At 48.6% G+C, this 17,057-nt stretch carries 15 protein-coding genes and 1 pseudogene; 2 read left to right on the top strand and 14 right to left on the bottom strand.

Annotation, left to right across the window (positions count from 1 at the left end):
• Positions 1–132: 132 nt before the first annotated feature.
• The 14 genes and pseudogenes from C3432_RS09150 to C3432_RS09085 all read right to left on the bottom strand — a co-directional run.
• The gene (locus C3432_RS09150; protein WP_103776305.1) at positions 133–1,284 is read right to left on the bottom strand and encodes a hypothetical protein; all 1,152 of its coding nucleotides are present in this window, start codon (positions 1,282–1,284) and stop codon (positions 133–135) included.
• A 14-nt stretch (positions 1,285–1,298) separates the two neighbouring features.
• Positions 1,299–2,075, bottom strand: a complete 777-nt coding sequence (locus C3432_RS09145; RefSeq protein ID WP_258041595.1) for a M23 family metallopeptidase — start codon at positions 2,073–2,075, stop codon at positions 1,299–1,301.
• Between the two features lie 12 nt (positions 2,076–2,087).
• Positions 2,088–2,885, bottom strand: coding sequence for a prepilin peptidase (locus C3432_RS09140; RefSeq protein ID WP_103776303.1), 798 nt, complete (start codon positions 2,883–2,885; stop codon positions 2,088–2,090).
• Between the two features lie 12 nt (positions 2,886–2,897).
• Positions 2,898–3,935: a type II secretion system F family protein gene (locus C3432_RS09135; protein ID WP_103776302.1), complete on the bottom strand. Its 1,038-nt coding sequence runs from the start codon at positions 3,933–3,935 to the stop codon at positions 2,898–2,900.
• The gene (locus tag C3432_RS09130; protein WP_103776301.1) at positions 3,919–5,448 is read right to left on the bottom strand and encodes an ATPase, T2SS/T4P/T4SS family; all 1,530 of its coding nucleotides are present in this window, start codon (positions 5,446–5,448) and stop codon (positions 3,919–3,921) included. The genes C3432_RS09135 and C3432_RS09130 overlap by 17 nt, the downstream gene beginning before the upstream one ends.
• Positions 5,445–5,981: a hypothetical protein gene (locus tag C3432_RS09125; protein WP_103776300.1), complete on the bottom strand. Its 537-nt coding sequence runs from the start codon at positions 5,979–5,981 to the stop codon at positions 5,445–5,447. The genes C3432_RS09130 and C3432_RS09125 overlap by 4 nt, the downstream gene beginning before the upstream one ends.
• Positions 5,963–6,817: a hypothetical protein gene (locus C3432_RS09120; RefSeq protein WP_103776299.1), complete on the bottom strand. Its 855-nt coding sequence runs from the start codon at positions 6,815–6,817 to the stop codon at positions 5,963–5,965. Before C3432_RS09120 ends, C3432_RS09125 begins: the two co-directional genes overlap by 19 nt.
• A gap of 4 nt (positions 6,818–6,821) precedes the next feature.
• Entirely contained in the window at positions 6,822–7,367 is a 546-nt protein-coding gene (locus C3432_RS09115) for a hypothetical protein (protein ID WP_103776298.1), read from the bottom strand.
• A 7-nt stretch (positions 7,368–7,374) separates the two neighbouring features.
• Complete coding sequence (locus tag C3432_RS09110) at positions 7,375–8,817, bottom strand: type II and III secretion system protein (protein ID WP_103776297.1); 1,443 nt, start codon at positions 8,815–8,817, stop codon at positions 7,375–7,377.
• 20 nt (positions 8,818–8,837) lie between these two features.
• Positions 8,838–9,293, bottom strand: a complete 456-nt coding sequence (locus C3432_RS09105; protein ID WP_103776296.1) for a TcpQ domain-containing protein — start codon at positions 9,291–9,293, stop codon at positions 8,838–8,840.
• Positions 9,294–9,309: 16 nt separating this feature from the next.
• Positions 9,310–11,460: a prepilin-type N-terminal cleavage/methylation domain-containing protein gene (locus tag C3432_RS09100; RefSeq protein ID WP_103776295.1), complete on the bottom strand. Its 2,151-nt coding sequence runs from the start codon at positions 11,458–11,460 to the stop codon at positions 9,310–9,312.
• 75 nt (positions 11,461–11,535) lie between these two features.
• A complete protein-coding gene (locus C3432_RS09095; RefSeq protein WP_103776294.1) occupies positions 11,536–12,279 on the bottom strand; it encodes a type IV pilus major pilin in 744 nt (247 codons plus the stop codon).
• A gap of 569 nt (positions 12,280–12,848) precedes the next feature.
• Positions 12,849–14,132, bottom strand: coding sequence for a putative acyl-CoA thioester hydrolase (locus C3432_RS09090; RefSeq protein WP_103776948.1), 1,284 nt, complete (start codon positions 14,130–14,132; stop codon positions 12,849–12,851).
• Positions 14,133–14,258: 126 nt separating this feature from the next.
• Positions 14,259–14,843, bottom strand: a pseudogene (locus C3432_RS09085) (tyrosine-type recombinase/integrase); the annotation flags it as partial.
• A gap of 167 nt (positions 14,844–15,010) precedes the next feature.
• Here C3432_RS09085 and C3432_RS09080 point away from each other — a divergent pair.
• Together C3432_RS09080 and C3432_RS09075 are read left to right on the top strand one after the other, a co-directional pair.
• A complete protein-coding gene (locus C3432_RS09080; protein ID WP_103776292.1) occupies positions 15,011–15,496 on the top strand; it encodes a hypothetical protein in 486 nt (161 codons plus the stop codon).
• A gap of 87 nt (positions 15,497–15,583) precedes the next feature.
• Positions 15,584–17,047: an MBOAT family O-acyltransferase gene (locus C3432_RS09075; protein WP_103776291.1), complete on the top strand. Its 1,464-nt coding sequence runs from the start codon at positions 15,584–15,586 to the stop codon at positions 17,045–17,047.
• Positions 17,048–17,057: the final 10 nt, after the last annotated feature.

Here is a 17,057-nt window from a genome sequence, read left to right as displayed (position 1 = left end):
AGGCTGATGGCGGTGGACGCCACCAGTCAGAGCAGGAAAAGCCTGTCCAAAGATAAAAAGCGAGGTTCACATCCGTGTGAACCTTGCGGTGAAACTAATTTATTTATAAAGTTTATGGGTAACGATTTGTTATCACGGCCCCGGATAACGACAGGTAGCGACGTCCCATGGAATACAGTTAAAATCCGTTTTGCTGAAATCAACAGCAATCCCTGTACTTTCAGGCCTCCACCAGTTAATGCGTTCGCCATTATATTTAAGAGTGACATCAAGAATATCAATCTTTTCGAAATCGACTTCCTCGCCACCGCCATGAATATTGGAGTCTCCTGCATCCCAATACCCCCCTGTATTATCGCTTGGGGTCGATGAAGGAAAACCAGCTGCATGTCCACTATTTACAAACACCTCCATTCCCGACGAGGCATTTTTGTCCGTTCTTAATATTTTCATTTTCTTCCCATTCCCTTTGGGGACATATTTTACGGCCATAACAGGGAATGTCCAAAATTCGTGAGTGGAAGCATTTACGGGGCCTCCAATGTCATGCTGGAACCCGATGACCTCAATGACGAGATATTCCAGATCGTTACTTGAGATAGTTATGCTTTGAGGTGTTTGCTTTCCATCCTGACCACCACAAAATTTGCCCGCGGCACTACATAGATCGCCTGACTGGGTAAAAAAGACCGAGGAAAGTCGAACATTAGGATCATCAACTGGTCTCGGACCAGGAGGAAGAGTACTGCCGCTGTCTCCACTATTCCACTGGGCGCCACTAAAACGATGCTCAAAGAACCGTGTCACCCTGTTCCATTTATCGGGGACCTTGCCATGTATATTATAACTGTTCATGACGCCATTATAAGTCCAAACCAAACCTTCAAGGTGCTCTGATGACCCTCTATCTCCAAGTTTTCCTTTACTACTATCACACTGTATTTCGCGGCTAAATGAACAACGCGGCAAATTGGGGGAGGCAGAGGTAAGAATATTACGACCTTTATCCTGATCGTATCCTTTTGTTTTCCAGTACACATTCACGCCAAAAGTCTGATAGGCATCTACGTCGAATGACATCCTTCCCCCGGTCTTAAAACCAAAGACCGACGATACCCGAACGGTAAAATAATGCGGTCCCAGCGAGGCCGACGTGCGTTTCAGAAAACCAAAATTTGCGCTGACGTCTTCTCCCGAATTGGGAGCATTATTCGAAGATATTGCACTTGTGCTAAAAAGCAGCATTGCCGAGATCAGCCCTGCCGATAAAACAGTCCTTTTCATTTGTCACTCCCTCTTTATGCGACGGAAATAATCTGATATTTACCACTGCGCAACAGAACGACCTGATAGTCGCCAAACACCATACTACCAGGTGCCACGGTGCGCGTTTTGTTGTTAAACCGGACGGTGATCCGGATCCCGCCCGGTCCCTGAGAAACCAGCATCACCCGAGGCTGAGCGTCGGATTTTTCTTCCGCGGACGCACGCCCGGTGCGCGCCGGCAGCGGGGTGTTATTCAGCAAGGGCTGTGGGTCGAGCGCCACGCCCCGCCAGGCGATTTCCAGATGCAGATGCGGACCGGTGCTTAAACCGCTGCTGCCGGATGCGGCGATCTCCTTGCCCGCCGTCAGCTTTTCGCCTTTTCGTACCCGCGCAGAGGCGAGATGAAAATAGCGGCTCAGCCAGCCGTCCGCATGACGGAGAGTGATAAAATGCCCGGCACCGCGATCGTAGCCGCTCTCCACCACTTCGCCGTCGGCAATTGCATGCACGCTGCTGCCGAACGGCACAGGAATATCCATCCCTTTATGCTGCATCATGCGTCCCAGCACTGGGTGCAGGCGTTGTCCAAACCCTGAGCTGATCTGGCGCTTTGCCACGGGCCAGATAAAGCGTACCGGCGCGTTATCATCAGCCACAGCCACAGTGCTGGGCGATATCCTCAGGTTCTCTTCTGACCACGCCTCCTCCGCCAGTAATGACGGAACGAATGCCTGCTGCCAGGCCTGCTCGCAGCTGGTCGTCGCCAGCGGCGTCATTGTCAGCCATACGCTCCATATCAGACACGACACGATCGACCCCCGTCAGAGCAGCAGTAAAAACGCAACCAGCGCGATAGCCGGACCGAACGGAATATAAAAGCGATGTTTGTCATCCTCTTGCGTATAAAAGAACCGCACGCCGACATAAAACAGCAGCCCGGCCAGCGCCGAAAAGCAGAGTAATTCCGGCAGGCGCTGCCATCCAAGCCATGCCCCGCAGGCGGCGTAGAGCTTGACGTCGCCGTAGCCCAGACCGTCGCGTTTGCAGAACGTCTCCCACAGCTTCATCACGCCCCACAGCAGCAGCCAGGCTACGGCGACGCCGTAAACCGCGTCCTTCAACCGCACCATGGAGTAGCCCGATGCGGCAAGCAGCAGTCCGCTCCAGAGCACGGTGAAGACCAGCGCGTCCGGCAGAATCAGATGGTTAAAATCGATAATCGCCGCGCTGTAGAGCACCATAAACAACAGGGCATACGCCAGCGCGAGCTGAGGAGACAATTGCGGCAGGCAAAACCAGGCCAGCGCCCCCCATACCAGCCCCATCGCCAGTTCAGAAACCGGATAAATAACCGGGATCGTAATGCCACACTGGCGGCATTTGCCCTTCAGTAACAGCCAGCTGAGTACCGGAATATTATCCCAGGGCTTAATATCTGATTTACAGGCAGGGCAGTGCGACGGCGGCCACCATAAATTAACCGCCGTCCCTTCTGAATCATCCTCATCCATCACGCCAAGCATCAGCGGCAGACGATAAATAATCACGTTGGCTAAGCTGCCAAACAGCAATCCAAGTAGGATAAAAATAGCCACCATCCATGGCATTAATAGATCCATGATTTAATTTCCCTAAAAAGAACCGCTGGCGCCCATCGCCGCCAGCTTGTCGCTGAGCGAAAACAACGCGGCAAAAACCCAAATAACGCAACCGCCTAATATCAGCGTGGAGAGCGCTTTTAATAACCCGGAAAGTTTATTGATATATTCCCGAATGTGTTCACGTGATTTATTCGATACCGCCAGCAGCACCTCATTAAACGAAGGCAACGCGGCGTAAAGGCTGATATTGAGCAGCGTTTCCGTGTTCAACAAACCCGAGTTGAGCGCCTCCCCATAGCTGACGCCCGCCGCCATTTTTTTCTGCATCCCGGCCAGGTGCCAGCGTAGCCAGCGGCTGGAGTTCAGGCTAATAATACTGAGCGCATCGTTGAGCGGAATGCCGTTTTTTAACATCAGCGCCAGGTTGTTGAGAAAAATAGAAGCGGTCAACTGCTTATACGTTGAGAACGGCATAATTCGGTCAAGAAACTGATTACGAATATTCCCGGTCATTTTTCCCATCGCCATTTTGATCACGGTAACCAGCACAATAAAACCAACGAGGATATATATCCACAGCCCTTTACACAGCGCCATCCCAAAAATATAGAGCGCACTGGTGACGCCAGGCCATTTCTCAACTGGTACAACGCTTTCAAAAGCCGGGAACACCTTATAGGCATAACCCGCAATCACCACCAGCGACAGGACCAGCATAATGAGCGGGAAGGTGATGGCACCGACGATTTTTTTGCGCAGCTCGTCGTTATAATTAATCACGTTCACCAGGGTGATAAAACCGTCGGCCAGGCTGCCGCTACGCTCTGCCGCGTTAATCACGCTCAGTTCAGATTCAGGGACCAGCCCCTCGAAAACCATCGCAATGGAGGTGGTTTTCGCCATTTTGCTTGTCAGCTCTTCCAGACGTTTTGCAAATCCTCTGCCGAGCAATTTTTCCCCTTCCGAGCGTAATTTTTGCAGCGCATCATACAGCGGAAGCTCAGCGTTAATCATGTCTGCGCAAAACTGATAAAGATAAATACGCTGTTTCTTACCGAATTTTTTCAACTATTACCTCCAGCTCTTCCTGAACGACTTGCCCAAATTCCATTTGAAACCAGGTCGCGCACACGCGTCCCTGAAGTACCGCCGCCATCGTTTTTTCTTTAATTTCGAATCCCTCGCTCAGGCCGGTCTGTTTTAATCGCTTCGCGCGCCAGACGGTATAAACCTTAAGCCACTTCTGTTCAGCAATGGCCTCCAGCTCGTCATACACCGGCAGCAAATACTCCATCACCAGCTGGCGTCCGCCAATACCGGTGTGCTTGCAGGCCGGACAGCCTTCAGAGTTTTTTTCATAAAGCTGGAACTCGCGTCCCTTAATGGCGGTGGTCCGTAACGACGTTTTACACTGCGGACACAGTACCGGTATCAGCTTCTGGCACTGTAAGCCCGCAATAAAGCCCGGCGTTGAAAGCTTATCGCTGGTAATACCGAGCGCGGATAAGCGTTGCAATAACGAAACGATGTTGCCTGCGTGCACGGTGGTAAAGCAGTAGTGACCACTTTCCACCGCCCCGGCCAGCGCGTTAGAAGAGATATTGTCGCGAATTTCCCCCACCATCAGCACGTCCGGGTCGCGACGCAGCGAGGATTTGATCGCCGAATGGAATCCTCCGGATTCGCCGCTTAATACCGAACTTTGCGTCGCGCCATAGATCTGATATTCGACCGGATCTTCTACGGTCAGAAAACAGCCGCGATTGTCGTAGCGGTTGATCTGCATCCACTCCATCAGATTTTTCAGGGTGGTGGATTTTCCCGAACCGGTTGTTCCGGCAATAATATAAGCGCCGTAGGGGTTACTCAGGATCCTTTTGAGGTCGCTAATTTCCTCATCGGAAACGCCAAGCTTATCCAGGCTCGCGACGCTGGCTCTGTCCAGACCCGATGGAATAATACGCAATACCGCGTGATAGCAATCGCTGGTTTCGCCAAATATCGGATAGTGCGCATAGCGGAAGCGGTAGCTTTTCCCCGCCAGCGAATAGAGGATATTGGCGTTTTGCGCAATATTGCGGTTCCAGGTGGTGTCGCGGGTGCTTGCCTCAACGTTGTAGAGCACGAACACCAGCTCATCGCAGCGTGACGCCTTCATCTGTATAAACGGACAAAGCACACCGTTAATGCGCAGCTCAATATTCGCCACCATATCATTACGGGTGATATGCAGGTCGCTGGCCTTCAACGCCACGGCCTTTTTCAGCATCTCTTCCAGCGCAAGTTGCGTGTTACTGCTTTCCTGCTCAAGCAGCTTACTTCCTGCCGACAGCAGCTGTTCAACGATCAGGTAATAATTTTTCTCAGTAACCTGCGCTATCCCCTTAACCTGAATATTATGGGAAACCTGCAGGCGGTGGCACACCGCCTGCATTGGTGCCAGATTATCAATCAAAGGCGTGGATACCAGTAACCAGGCTTCATCCGCATGCTCAGCAACCAGAATATCGCCGTCATACTCCTGGAATTGCCACTCCTGAGAATGAATGTTCTCCTCGTTAAACTGGATATAATCGATCACTTACCCACAACCTCGACCGTTACGTCATTTGCCTGGTTATGACGCGCAATATAGTCATAACCGCCGTAGCTAAAACGCTGATTCAGCGGCACCATTTTCACGCCGCCGCCGGAACCGGCAATCGCCACGCGCTTTTGACCCGCGATTTCAGAAATCAGCAGCGGCCGCAGCCCAGGCGCGGACTCTGACGTTGCTCCAGGGGCAGCGCTGGCATCATCCATCGTGCTGGCGGTGCTCATCGGCATGCCCGCTGCGCTACCCGCCTTTTTCTCCCCGCGCAGCTTGCGCAGCTCGCTGCGGACTTTTTCCAGCGCAAGCTGATTCACCAGCTCACGGTACTGGCTCTCGAAGTTGAAATCTTTTTCTATCATCTCAACAACGTGATCCTGCATCGGCGATACGTCGCTTAACGGCGGCGTGCCTTCCGCTTGTACAACCTCCTGCGCTGGAGTGATTTCTGCCGTATCAGCGGCGTAAAGAGCAGGTGAAAGCGTCAACACTATTCCCGCAATGATTAATTTCCCTTTTTGCATGCCAGTCCTCCGGTAACAAGCGTTGAGTTTTCATTGAATACGATTGATTTGATAATAAACGCGTCGGCAAAGGGTTGTTTATTCAACACCAGCGACACGCCCGAGAAATCCATTTTGGTCGGTGAGGTGATCGTCCAGCCGGCAAACAGCATCCCGAATGACGTTACCGCACTTTTCAGCGCGCTTTCATTTTTCTCGACGGCAGAGGAGGGCATCCCCGTTAATACCAGTTCGGTATTTCGTCCGCCTAATGAGTTCCAGGTGCTGATATAACTTAATACATCGGTACAGATCGGCAGATTGACCGTGTTTTTACTCTGCCAGGCGCTGAACCACGGATGTTTATTCATCCCGGACTCAACGCCCGTATAGTCCAGCGTATTTTTTGAAAAACTGGGCGACCAGGTTTTGCCCCAGAGATTAATATCGGCCACGCTAAATATCCGCCCTGGATTCAGCGCATAGCTGAGTGAACAGCCCGTACTGGTACATTCAACACTTTTTGGCGCAAAACCCACTTGCGACAGTTTTTTATTCGCCAGCAAGAGCTGCTCCAGCAGCAGGCTGGCATCAGAAATACTGCCGCCCGTGAGCGAGTTGCGATAAAAATCTTCAATAGCTTTGATTTTTTGCTGGCGAGCAGCCTGTTCAGCTTTAATTTTAGCCAGACGTTCCTGCTCCGGTTTCCAGATAAAATAGTAATAGCCCGACCCGCCGCCGCCAGCCAATAAAATCATTAGCGTAACTACCCAGACGATAATATTACCTCCTCGTCCGGTAGGTGCGCCCCCTATATTACGACGCTTCCAGAAATAGAGATTTTCAGAGACCGCCACGTTCTCATCCTTTTATAAATAATTTCAGTAGTGTCATAAACACCAGTAAAAATACGATGCCGCCTGCTATCAGAGCGCCGATCATCATTTGTCGCCGCTTTTTCTGCCGTCGCTGATGTTCAGTACAGCCTTCAACCACCGCCTCAATGTGCTGTTCCGTTAACTGAATTAACGGTAGCTCTGCATACTGTGGCGATTCTTTCAGCTGCTCTTTGAGCTTCATCCAGAAGCGTCTGGAGACCAGACGATCGCTGCCCGAAACGGGAACGCCGTGCGAGATAATCAGGAAATAGCAGCTTTCCGCCTGCTCATAATAATAAATACCGTCACCGTACAGGGCTTTCATCCACAGAGCGAAAGGCTCATATAATGTGGAGTGTTTGGTACAGAAACCCGTAACCATTTCCCCTTCATCCGACTGGCCCGTTAACTGGCGATGGGTTCGCCGCAAATGTGCCAGCCAGTCAAGATAATAAGGCTCGTGAGAGGCAGGCTCGTAGCTCCAGACCAGATCAATTAATACCCGATTTTCTGATAAGTGCTTAAGCATGATGCCCTCATCGGGTCTGCGTTGGGGCACGGTAATTATCAATACCGACTACCATAACCACGGTTTCGACATGATCGTTGTTGGTGACCGAGCCTGCCAGCACCGACCATCCCTGACCGTCAGAATCCTCTTTCGCTTCGTATTTGCTGACCAGCATCAGGCTACCCGGCGTAATTGTGGAAATGTTAAACATTTCCGTCGTGCTTACCGACGGCAGCTGAACTTCATCAAAGGTATCGATTGAGTTGAGGTAGCGCTTGGTAAAGCCGCTGGCCACTTCAATTCGCCCGTCGGTTAAGATACGCGGGGTAAGAATAAAGCTGGTGCCGGTGATCAGTTCCGTGGTTTCCACCTCCGTACTGACGTCTCCTGTATTGGAATCTTGTTCCCTGGTGCGGCTGGAGACATAATATTGCGACGTGGTCATGTTGAGTGGAATAGGGATGTTATTGCGGGTAATAAACGAGCCGCTCTGGATCACCTTACTGCCGGTGAGTTCGTACAGGGCATCCAGCTGGGAGCTGATATTCATATGCTGATTGGTCCAGCCTGCGGTTAAGCCGCCGGAGAGCTTCATCAGCATTTCTGAGCTGTCGATACCAAAAGAGGAGGTCCCGTCCTTAAAGGTCATATTGACCCCACCGCCCAGCTCTTTCGTTTTGCGCTTATCAAGGGTGAATATTTTGTAAGTCACGACAAACTGACGGGTATTATCCGCCTGGAATTTCTTCAGCGACTCATTCAGCGCGTGATATTCTGAAGGCCGCGCGGTGATTGTCAGAATTGAGGCGTCTTTAAAAATGCTGTAAACGCCGCTGGAGACGAATTTGTCCGCCATATCCTCAACGTCGTCCCAGAAGCTGGATTCAAACTTGGTTTCGGCTTTGCCTTTCAGACCGCCGCTGGACGTGGCTTGATTACCGGACAGGTCGAGACTGGTCTCAAACTTGTTGTCTTCGCCGTAAAAATCGAGCTTCAGCACATAGTTCTGGTAATAAGAGACGACCAGCACGCCGTTGTTATCCAGCAGCGGATTCACGTCATACAGCGCGGAAATATAGCGGGTAAACTCCTCAAACGTTCCGTTGAACTTGACGCTACGGAACTCCGGTTCCTCCGCATCCGATTTTCCACCGGGAACGGAAGTATTAATACGGTAGCTAATACCAGTTTGTGCGGTCACCGCCTCAAGGATTGTCGCCAGATCGGTAGGCTCGTAAGACTGAATACTCACCTGCTTACGCAACAGCGCCTGTTTACGGGAGTTATATTCAACCTTTTTTCCCAGGTAGGGCTCGTTATATTTCATATAACCGGTCGTTTTCATCTCATCCGGAGTGGTCGGGTTGCCGGTTTCCTGCGGGACAATACTTTTATCGTACTTGGTGTCAATGGACGTACAACCCTGAAGAGCCAGCGTCAACGCCAGAAGCGAAACTTTAATTTTCATAGCATTATTCCCTTGCTTAATTACTGCTCATCAATGATCAGTACGTTATTTGCCTGGTAGTCTTTAATCACCAGCCCGTAGTTTTCTGACGTAAATACTTGTCCAAGCTTAACCAGCACATCCTGTATTGATTTACCCTGCAAATGAATTGCCTTGTAAATAACAAAATCAGTTGAGCTGTTCCAGAGCAGCTTATAGCCATTTTGCTGCGCCCATTTTGTGAGCTGCTGGCTTAATAACTCCTCTTCCAGTAAATCAATTTTTATTTCCACCACTGGCGCACTGACAGGCGCGACGCTTTTCACCGTATCATCCCCGGAAAAGGGGTTTCGCGGCGTGGCTGTACTTTCTTTCACCTGCGTGGTGGTCAGCATCCCTGCGTCAATTTTTTGCCCGGCTGGCGCGCTGGCGGCAAAACTTCCCTGACTGCCTAATAATGCGGACACGGCAGCCCCAATTATCCATGTTTTTTTCATATTACTCTTCCAATGATTAATAGGTGATTCTTTCATGGTCCGGAATATCAAGTTCATTACCGTTTTCTTTATAAAACTTAAGATCGTTATCTTCCGCAACAAGAGAATGGAGCACATACTTATTCGGCATCGCCGTCTTCCAGGCGTAACCTTCGGATGAAATCATCCCCCCTTGCGGGATCGTGCTGCACCACTGGTTAATCACCACCGAGAGAGACTGCGGATTCATTTTATTGATACCATCACCATCGGGATTAATCATTGCCGACGTGGCGCTGATTAACCAGAAGGGGTCGTCCTTATTACCTGTACCTTTAAACCATGCCTCCGCGATCCAGTCCTCAAAGGTTCCGTTTATGTCCCTTTTCGTCGGATCGTTGGCAGTGGCTGCAATATCTTTGTAAACCACAATATTGGCCTGGATCACAACACCCGCTACCGCCCCCACTTTGTTGCGAGTTTGAACGGTATTCAAACGGGTTGCCCCCTGCTGAGTGTAGTCAGTATAGCCACCGTGTGCTTCAGCATCCTTATCCTCATCTGCCGCGACCGATGATATGGCGACCGACAGGCGGGGATAGAGGCTACGCAGCGTGGTGTTACCGTCTTTATCGATACCGGTGACTTTAGGACACGTTTGCAACGGTAAACGAATTACGCCCGGCTCACTTAAGAGACCAGCGTAATTTGTACTCTTATTTGCCTTTGTATAAATATCATCAGCCCCTGTCGGACCTTTATCCTGTGGATAATCGTTTTTAAATGACTGATAAAAGGTGGTGGTGGGCGTCACCAGCTCATACTGACCACGGAAGGCATCAGAAAATACGCGTGCGGTATTATCATTATTCTGTCGACCATCCTTAAGCGCATTCGCCTCTGCTTGATCGTAAGCCACATGCCATTTTTCCGGATGCCTGCGCGAGGTATTTTCCATCACGATATTGGCGTACAGCGTGCCGGTGGTGCCTTTGAGCGAGCTCGGCGAAGCAGGATCCACCTCGGTACCGTCTGTTTTATTCGCGCTGGTACGCAGATGCAGAATGCGATCGTCCGGGTTATCCGTGCCAGGATTAACGCCGTTGCTGTTCATTGCTGCCAGGCACAGCGTGCTGGCTTTTTGCTCTTTGCTCCAGCACATCGCTGGTTCGTTTTTATCTTTGCCCGTTGCATCGCTGCTGGTAATCAGCAGGCGGTCTTCATCTATCGCCGTAATACACGGTCCGGCCTCGCCTTTGGCATCGTTCCAGCACAGCTTGGCAGCCGGAACGGAACCATCGGCAGTTATGTCTTCACTGCTTTTGTCTAGGCTTAAGCGAATGCCGTAACGTTTATTTGCATCGAGCCTGTCCATATGATTGGGAACGTCCCCCATCTGCAGCGGCTGGCCTGAGGCCGTTGTTACCAGTTTAAAATTACCGCTACTCTCGATTTCAAACACCACCGCCTGCAGATAGCCGAGATCGACGCCTTTCAGCGCTTTTTCCAGCGGCTTAATAAATCCGGCAAAATGGAGACCTTCGTTCTCGGCATCTGTCTGGTAGGTGATGTAGAAGTCGACACGTTCAATACCTGGCCCGCTGGTGCCGGCTTGCCGAATGTTGTTGACGAAGTCCACGCGTTCCAGCATCAGCTCCAGCGATTCGGCGCCAGGGCGCAGTTCACACGGCAGCATAGACTCCGCAAGGGCGAAGGGCAGTTTCCCTTTCGGGTTATTGCCATTTTTACATTCACTACCCAGAAACAGATAGCGAGAACCTCGAGTGGGCGATACCTGGGCTTGCGTTGACACACCAACAGACCAACCGGAATAAAACTTGTCTGTATCCGTATTGGGATAGGGTTGATCCTGTAATGTTTTATTGGTGACGCGATTATCATAATTCGCGACGGCGACGTTAGTATTTTTCGTCCCGAATAGTGGGTTGGCTTCTTCACCCCCCCCCAGAACATTCAGTTTATTTTGCGAAATAAAGCGCATTACGCCAGAAATATCACGGACGATCATATCAGCGACAATAAGCTGGTGACTTTGCTGGGCTTCTTTTCGTTTATAATTTGCATAAGTCATCAGACACATGCCGATAATGGCAAGCACAATAATCATTTCAAGAAGGGTAACACCTGCCTGCGGGCGAACGTTTTTTTTGAGGTATTTGTACGACATTTTTCCGTCCGTGGGATAAATATTGCCCCCATTATGGGGGCAATTTATCAGATTATCAGAAAATAACGTTATAAATTAACGGCTGCCGAGAATTACCGCGTTAGCAGAACCCTGGTCAGTACAGACAGTCGACCCAGTAATGATATCCGGAGTCAAAGTATCTTTTTTCAGCGTCTTAACGATTGATCCAGAAGGATCTACGCCCATCACCAGTATTGGTGCAGCAACCGCTGGTGAAACCGCAGGAGCAACAAGATAACTAGTATTCGCTCCAGCGGCAACGACCTGAGTCTCTACATAATCCCACTCGCTACCCGTCTGAGAAATAAGATTACGACATTCTTCCTGACTTAAGCCATTAACAGCAATATAGAAACCTTTTGGTTTATCCGCTGTTGCACCAATGGCGGCAGGACCAATTTCAAATGGTTCACTGGAGAAGTTATTAAAAGCCTCACTGCTGGTCAGTTTACCCATCTTCAACATAGTCAGAACTGGTCCTGGGTATGAAGGACTGGTCGCTGCTTTATCTGCATCCAGTTGAGCTTTAGTGATGCCTGCCAGGCTTGTAGAACCTGGATAACCGTTCGCATCACGATATACTTCAGTCATTGCTACGCGGATAGTGTTGCTATTATCAACAACATCGGTCATGTCCTGAGAAGCAAACGCACGTTGTGCCAGAATAACCACACCTGCAGCGATAATACCAATAATGCCCAGTACAATGATAATTTCAAGCAGCGTTACGCCTTTCTGCTTTTTCAATTCACGATACTGTGCTGCCTTTTTTTTCCATGAATGAATCATGCTTTTCATGTCTATCAATCCTTAGATATTACTGGTTACTGAAAAATTAAAAAATTAACTCCGCACTCACTGTGCCAAAACATTATAGGCGGCATTTTTCGTAAAGCACCAGAAGCTAAAAGTTGTGACGGGATAATTAGGAAAAAGGGTATCTGGTCAGATGAGTTGCTTTCGAATGACTCTTACTATATTTATATTTTATATGTGGCGCATATCACAAAGGGTTTTTGATTTATTTTTAGACAAAGTTACGGTTATTTTCCCTTTCCGGACGGTGATATGTATTGATGAGATTGATATATTAAATTTAATATAGATTATCTTTTATCTATTTTTGGTTAAAAAGTGAGTTTAGCGGCAGGGTAATATTTGTCCAGTTAAGGGTTCCTGTAACTTACTTATGTAAGTGTCTGGGCTTGCCTTCATACCACTCGAATTATTTTGGCTATAAATGGATTGATTCACGCGATCGATTTTAAACCTGTGATGGTGAAAATATGACCTGCGTGAAGAAAAGACGTTGAAAACGGTGAAGGGGGCTGGCGGGAGTATTCCCGCCAGCGGTTTGATGACTGTGATTACCGTTTTGGCTCTGCGACCACTTTGCTGCCTGTACCGCGGTTGTTGTATTCCCACATGCGGTTAAAGTGCGTGTCGTTCAGGTTACGTTGCATTTCCCCTTTGTCATCCTTCGCTCCGGTGTTACCCGCAAAAGGACGTCCGGAAATCACGGCGTCAGCCCATGGCTTCGCCACATTAAAGCCTTCGTTGATGATGCTGTCGCGGATAACGACCTGGCCGTTTGTGCTGGCATCCACATCCAGTGAACGACCCAGTTGCGCCACGTCATCCCCGGCAGCGGTAAACCGGCTGTGGGTCACGAGGAAACCGTAATCGATGCCGGACTGCGTGGCCGGAGCAAAGACGTACGCCTCCTGTTGGGTGCGGGAATTCACCACGCGGAAGTCGGTGTTATCAAACACCACTGCGCCACGACCGGAAACGATATCCACATCGCCTTCAATATAGCTGTTGGTCACCAGCGTACGCGGCTGACGATCGGTTTGCAGTTGGTTCTGCACGCCGCTGTTGGTAACGAAGAAGGTGTTCTGCCGACCAAGAATGTTCACATTGTTAATCTGAACTTTGTCGCCGTCGTTACGCAGCGCCACCGCCGGGTGGTTACCCGCGTCGACGCTGTCGCCAAGATTGTTTTCGATGGTCAGGTTCTGCAACTGTAGCCCGTTGTTTTGCGACCAGAGCACTGCGGAACACATCATGCCGATACTGGCGCCACGCTTGTTCTGGCAGCTGTCGAACATATACCACGCCGGTTTGCCTGGCATATATTTACCGCCGGGATTCACCGTACGGCGCCAGTCTGCGGTGCTCATTTCGCCGTCTGTCGCCAGGCCAATTTTCACATCGAGCGGCTTGTCGCCCATCCCGTACAGCGTCAGGCTGCCTGGAGCGGCAGGGATGTAAACCGTTCCCGTGTACTCACCCGGCATAATGGCAATATACAGGCGTTTGTTGGTGCGCGTGTTAATCGCGGCGTCAACGGCAGCCTGAATGGTGGTGTGCGTCACGCCCTGGGTGCCAGCCGGTCCTACCACATAATCAGGTTTCGCAGGCAGCGTAATCGGTGACGGCGTCCACGGCGCGGTGTCCGGGGTCAGCGCAGAAAAATAGTGGGCAGCAACAAAGTTCTGCGCCTCGGCTGCCGACAGAATCGGGCGCGAAGAGGTTCCTGGCGCGGTCTGGTCGGACGGTATTTGATCCGGCGGCGTAGAGCTACAGGCGGTCAGCGTCGCGCCAAAAGCCAGTGCCAGCGCCAGACGGGAAACTGATGATATGTTCACAGAGTGCTCCGGGCTTTGAAAGTTATCCATTAAAGCCTGCTTTTTTATACTAAGTTGTACCAAAATAAAAGCAAGCATAATCAAAATGTTGCAATGCACAGGTTACTATTAGTCAAAATAAAATCACTAACTGAACTCAATTTTATCCCACTCTCTCCCTCGGTCATCTCGATACTGAGAGGCCATAGTGTCCGACTTATGCCCGAGAAGGTGCTGAGAAAACTCCCTGCTAACCTGTTTCTCATAGAGTCTTGCTGACAGGCTGCGTAACTCATGAAAAGCAGGCGGTTCTCCTTCAAAGGAAAGTTCAGATGCCTTGCGTGCGCGCATAAAATACCTTGATATCGTCCCTGAAGAAAGCGGTTCGCTGCGTGTTGAAGCAATAATAGTTTCGCCATTAAGCAGTAACTTGCACTTCTCAAGCGTTTTCTGCATGGAAATATTAAGAGCATTCACTGTTAGTGAGGTAGGTAGTGCAAGCTTTGACCCTGTTTTACTTTGCTCAACATAGAGATAATCATCCTTGATATCTTCCCACCTCATCTTGCATAAATCTCCAACACGCTGACCGGTAACCACAGCCAGATCCATTACCAGGACAACCCAGGCCGAAAGGTCTTCGGCATACTTCCGTATCGTCAGATATTCATCTGCTGTAATCCTCGCTCTCTTAACCTCTGATTTTGCAGCTCGTGTAGCCGGACCTTGGTTAACGATCGGTTCGTTGTAACTCCAATGACTGATGTTGGTGGAGTTGCATTTTTGTTTGAGGTCACAACAGGTAGCCAACTAGTAGCTATGCAGCTGTAGTGACTGGCTTGAATTTATATTGCATGCTATAACACCTCCATGATTGTTAGTGAGATTGTGGCGGAAAAGTGAACTTCAGGACTGACATTAATGGGCTGAGAGCGATAGCAGTAATTGTTGTCATTCTTTATCTCTTTGGGATTCCTGGCTTTGGTGGTGGATTTACGGGGGGGGATGTGTTTTTTGTTATCTCTGGTTATCTTATGACTGGGATAATATTATCGAGATTGGCTAATTCTGAATTTTCAATTATCGGATTTTATATGGATAGAGCCAGAAGTATAACTCCTGTGCTATATCTTTTTTGCTTTTTTTTATTGGTGTTTGGGGGCTTTCTTTTACTTCCTTCTGATTATCAGTTGCTTTATGAATACGTTAAAAGTGGCTCTCTGTTTTATTCTGATGTTCAGTATTTTCGTGACGTAAGTTACTTTGATACATCTTCAAAAGAGAAATGGATTCTGCTGATAAGTATTGGGGCTAGAGAGTTAGATATGTCTTTAAAAAGTGATCGTTGCAATTGTTTAATGAGTGGTGGTTATGAGTTTATATAATGCGTTTAAAAAAATAGTTGTTCACAAAGGCGTTATTGAACTTTCATTTTATGGTTCTTATTATCATAATGACAATTTGGAAATGCTATGATTTTCAGTTCTCCAGAGTTTATTTTCGCATTTTTGCCAGTAGTATTTTTGGGCTATTTTCTTCTCAATAAATTTAAACTTCTATACTTCGGAAAAGTATGGTTGGTTGCTGCCAGTCTGTACTTTTACAGCTACTGGAGTCTGGCCTACCTTCCTTTAATGCTCGGGTCAATAATGTTTAACTATGGGCTCGGTATTCAGTTAGCTAAGGGCGCAAAACGAAAAAAAATAATGCTTACAGCAGGTATTGTCGCGAACCTGCTAGTGCTTGGCTATTACAAATACACGAATTTTCTCCTTGATAATCTGAACTACCTTACTGGTGAACACTATCATATAGCGGGGATAGTGCTTCCTATTGGCATAAGTTTTTATACGTTTACCCAGATAGCCTTTCTTGTTGACAGCTATAAGGGATATGCAAAAGAATATGACATCGTTAATTATGCACTGTTTGTTACTTTTTTCCCTCATTTAATTGCCGGTCCGATCCTTCATCATAAAGAGATGATGTCACAGTTCAAATCTCTTAGGACTGTTCCTGTTAGATATAGAAACATCATGATGGGGTTAATGATATTCGGTATAGGACTTTTCAAAAAAACGATAATTGCTGATACATTCGCAATATGGGCAGATGCTGGTTACGTACCTGGATATCATCATGATTTTTATAGCGCTTGGGTAACAAGCCTCTCTTATACATTCCAGCTTTATTTCGATTTTAGCGGCTATTGTGATATGGCAATAGGAGTCGCATTATTGTTCAATATCTGGCTTCCTTTAAATTTTAATTCACCCTATAAGGCACTAAACATACAGGATTTCTGGAGGCGGTGGCATATTACACTTGGCCGTTACCTCCGGGATTACCTGTACATCCCCTTAGGGGGTAACCGATGCTCCATACCTCGAACTTATTTCAACCTGTTCATAACATTTGTTATTGGTGGATTATGGCATGGTGCAAGTTGGATGTTCATCATATGGGGGGTTATGCATGGTGTGGGACTGGTGGTTCACAGGGCATGGTCTTCTGCTGGGCTAAAAATGTATAAACCGGTGGCATGGTTGGTAACCTTTCTATATGTACATATAGCATGGATATTTTTTCGTGCCCATTCCATTAAGGATGCAATGGGTATTATCGAATCTATGTTTAGTTTTAACTCGATGACTAAATTTACTATTCTTGACGCGCCGATCGAAAATCTGTCAATGCTTGGTGTTCAGGCAGACAAGTTGTCGGCGATGTTGCCACCTGGACTGGCCGGTTACTCTGTTCAGTTTGCGGCTATTGCATGTGCTTTCGTTATCATATCTTTCAAAAATGCCATAGAAATAGTGGTAACAGATAAGCAAAGCATGTTGAAGGTAACATGGGTTGCATTCATCAGCGCTTTGGCTTTGTATATGACTCTACATACCACAAGCGCAGTTTTCCTGTACTTTAACTTCTGAGGATGATGAT

Origin of the sequence: Citrobacter amalonaticus (genome assembly GCF_002918555.1) — a bacterium.
Taxonomy (GTDB): Bacteria; Pseudomonadota; Gammaproteobacteria; order Enterobacterales; family Enterobacteriaceae; genus Citrobacter_C; species Citrobacter_C amalonaticus_A.
Note: the sequence above shows the minus strand (reverse complement) of the source record. Positions and strands in the feature narration are given on the sequence as shown.

What these genes read in the sequence shown, in the direction of transcription:
- C3432_RS09140 (WP_103776303.1), bottom strand. Translation starts at nt 2,885, where the DNA reads ATGGATCTATTAATGCCATGGATGGTGGCTATTTTTATCCTACTTGGA.
- C3432_RS09125 (WP_103776300.1), bottom strand. Translation starts at nt 5,981, where the DNA reads ATGCAAAAAGGGAAATTAATCATTGCGGGAATAGTGTTGACGCTTTCA.
- C3432_RS09115 (WP_103776298.1), bottom strand. Translation starts at nt 7,367, where the DNA reads ATGCTTAAGCACTTATCAGAAAATCGGGTATTAATTGATCTGGTCTGG.
- C3432_RS09110 (WP_103776297.1), bottom strand. Translation starts at nt 8,817, where the DNA reads ATGAAAATTAAAGTTTCGCTTCTGGCGTTGACGCTGGCTCTTCAGGGT.
- C3432_RS09075 (WP_103776291.1), top strand. Translation starts at nt 15,584, where the DNA reads ATGATTTTCAGTTCTCCAGAGTTTATTTTCGCATTTTTGCCAGTAGTA.
- C3432_RS09100 (WP_103776295.1), bottom strand. Translation starts at nt 11,460, where the DNA reads ATGTCGTACAAATACCTCAAAAAAAACGTTCGCCCGCAGGCAGGTGTT.
- C3432_RS09150 (WP_103776305.1), bottom strand. Translation starts at nt 1,284, where the DNA reads ATGAAAAGGACTGTTTTATCGGCAGGGCTGATCTCGGCAATGCTGCTT.
- C3432_RS09105 (WP_103776296.1), bottom strand. Translation starts at nt 9,293, where the DNA reads ATGAAAAAAACATGGATAATTGGGGCTGCCGTGTCCGCATTATTAGGC.
- C3432_RS09095 (WP_103776294.1), bottom strand. Translation starts at nt 12,279, where the DNA reads ATGAAAAGCATGATTCATTCATGGAAAAAAAAGGCAGCACAGTATCGT.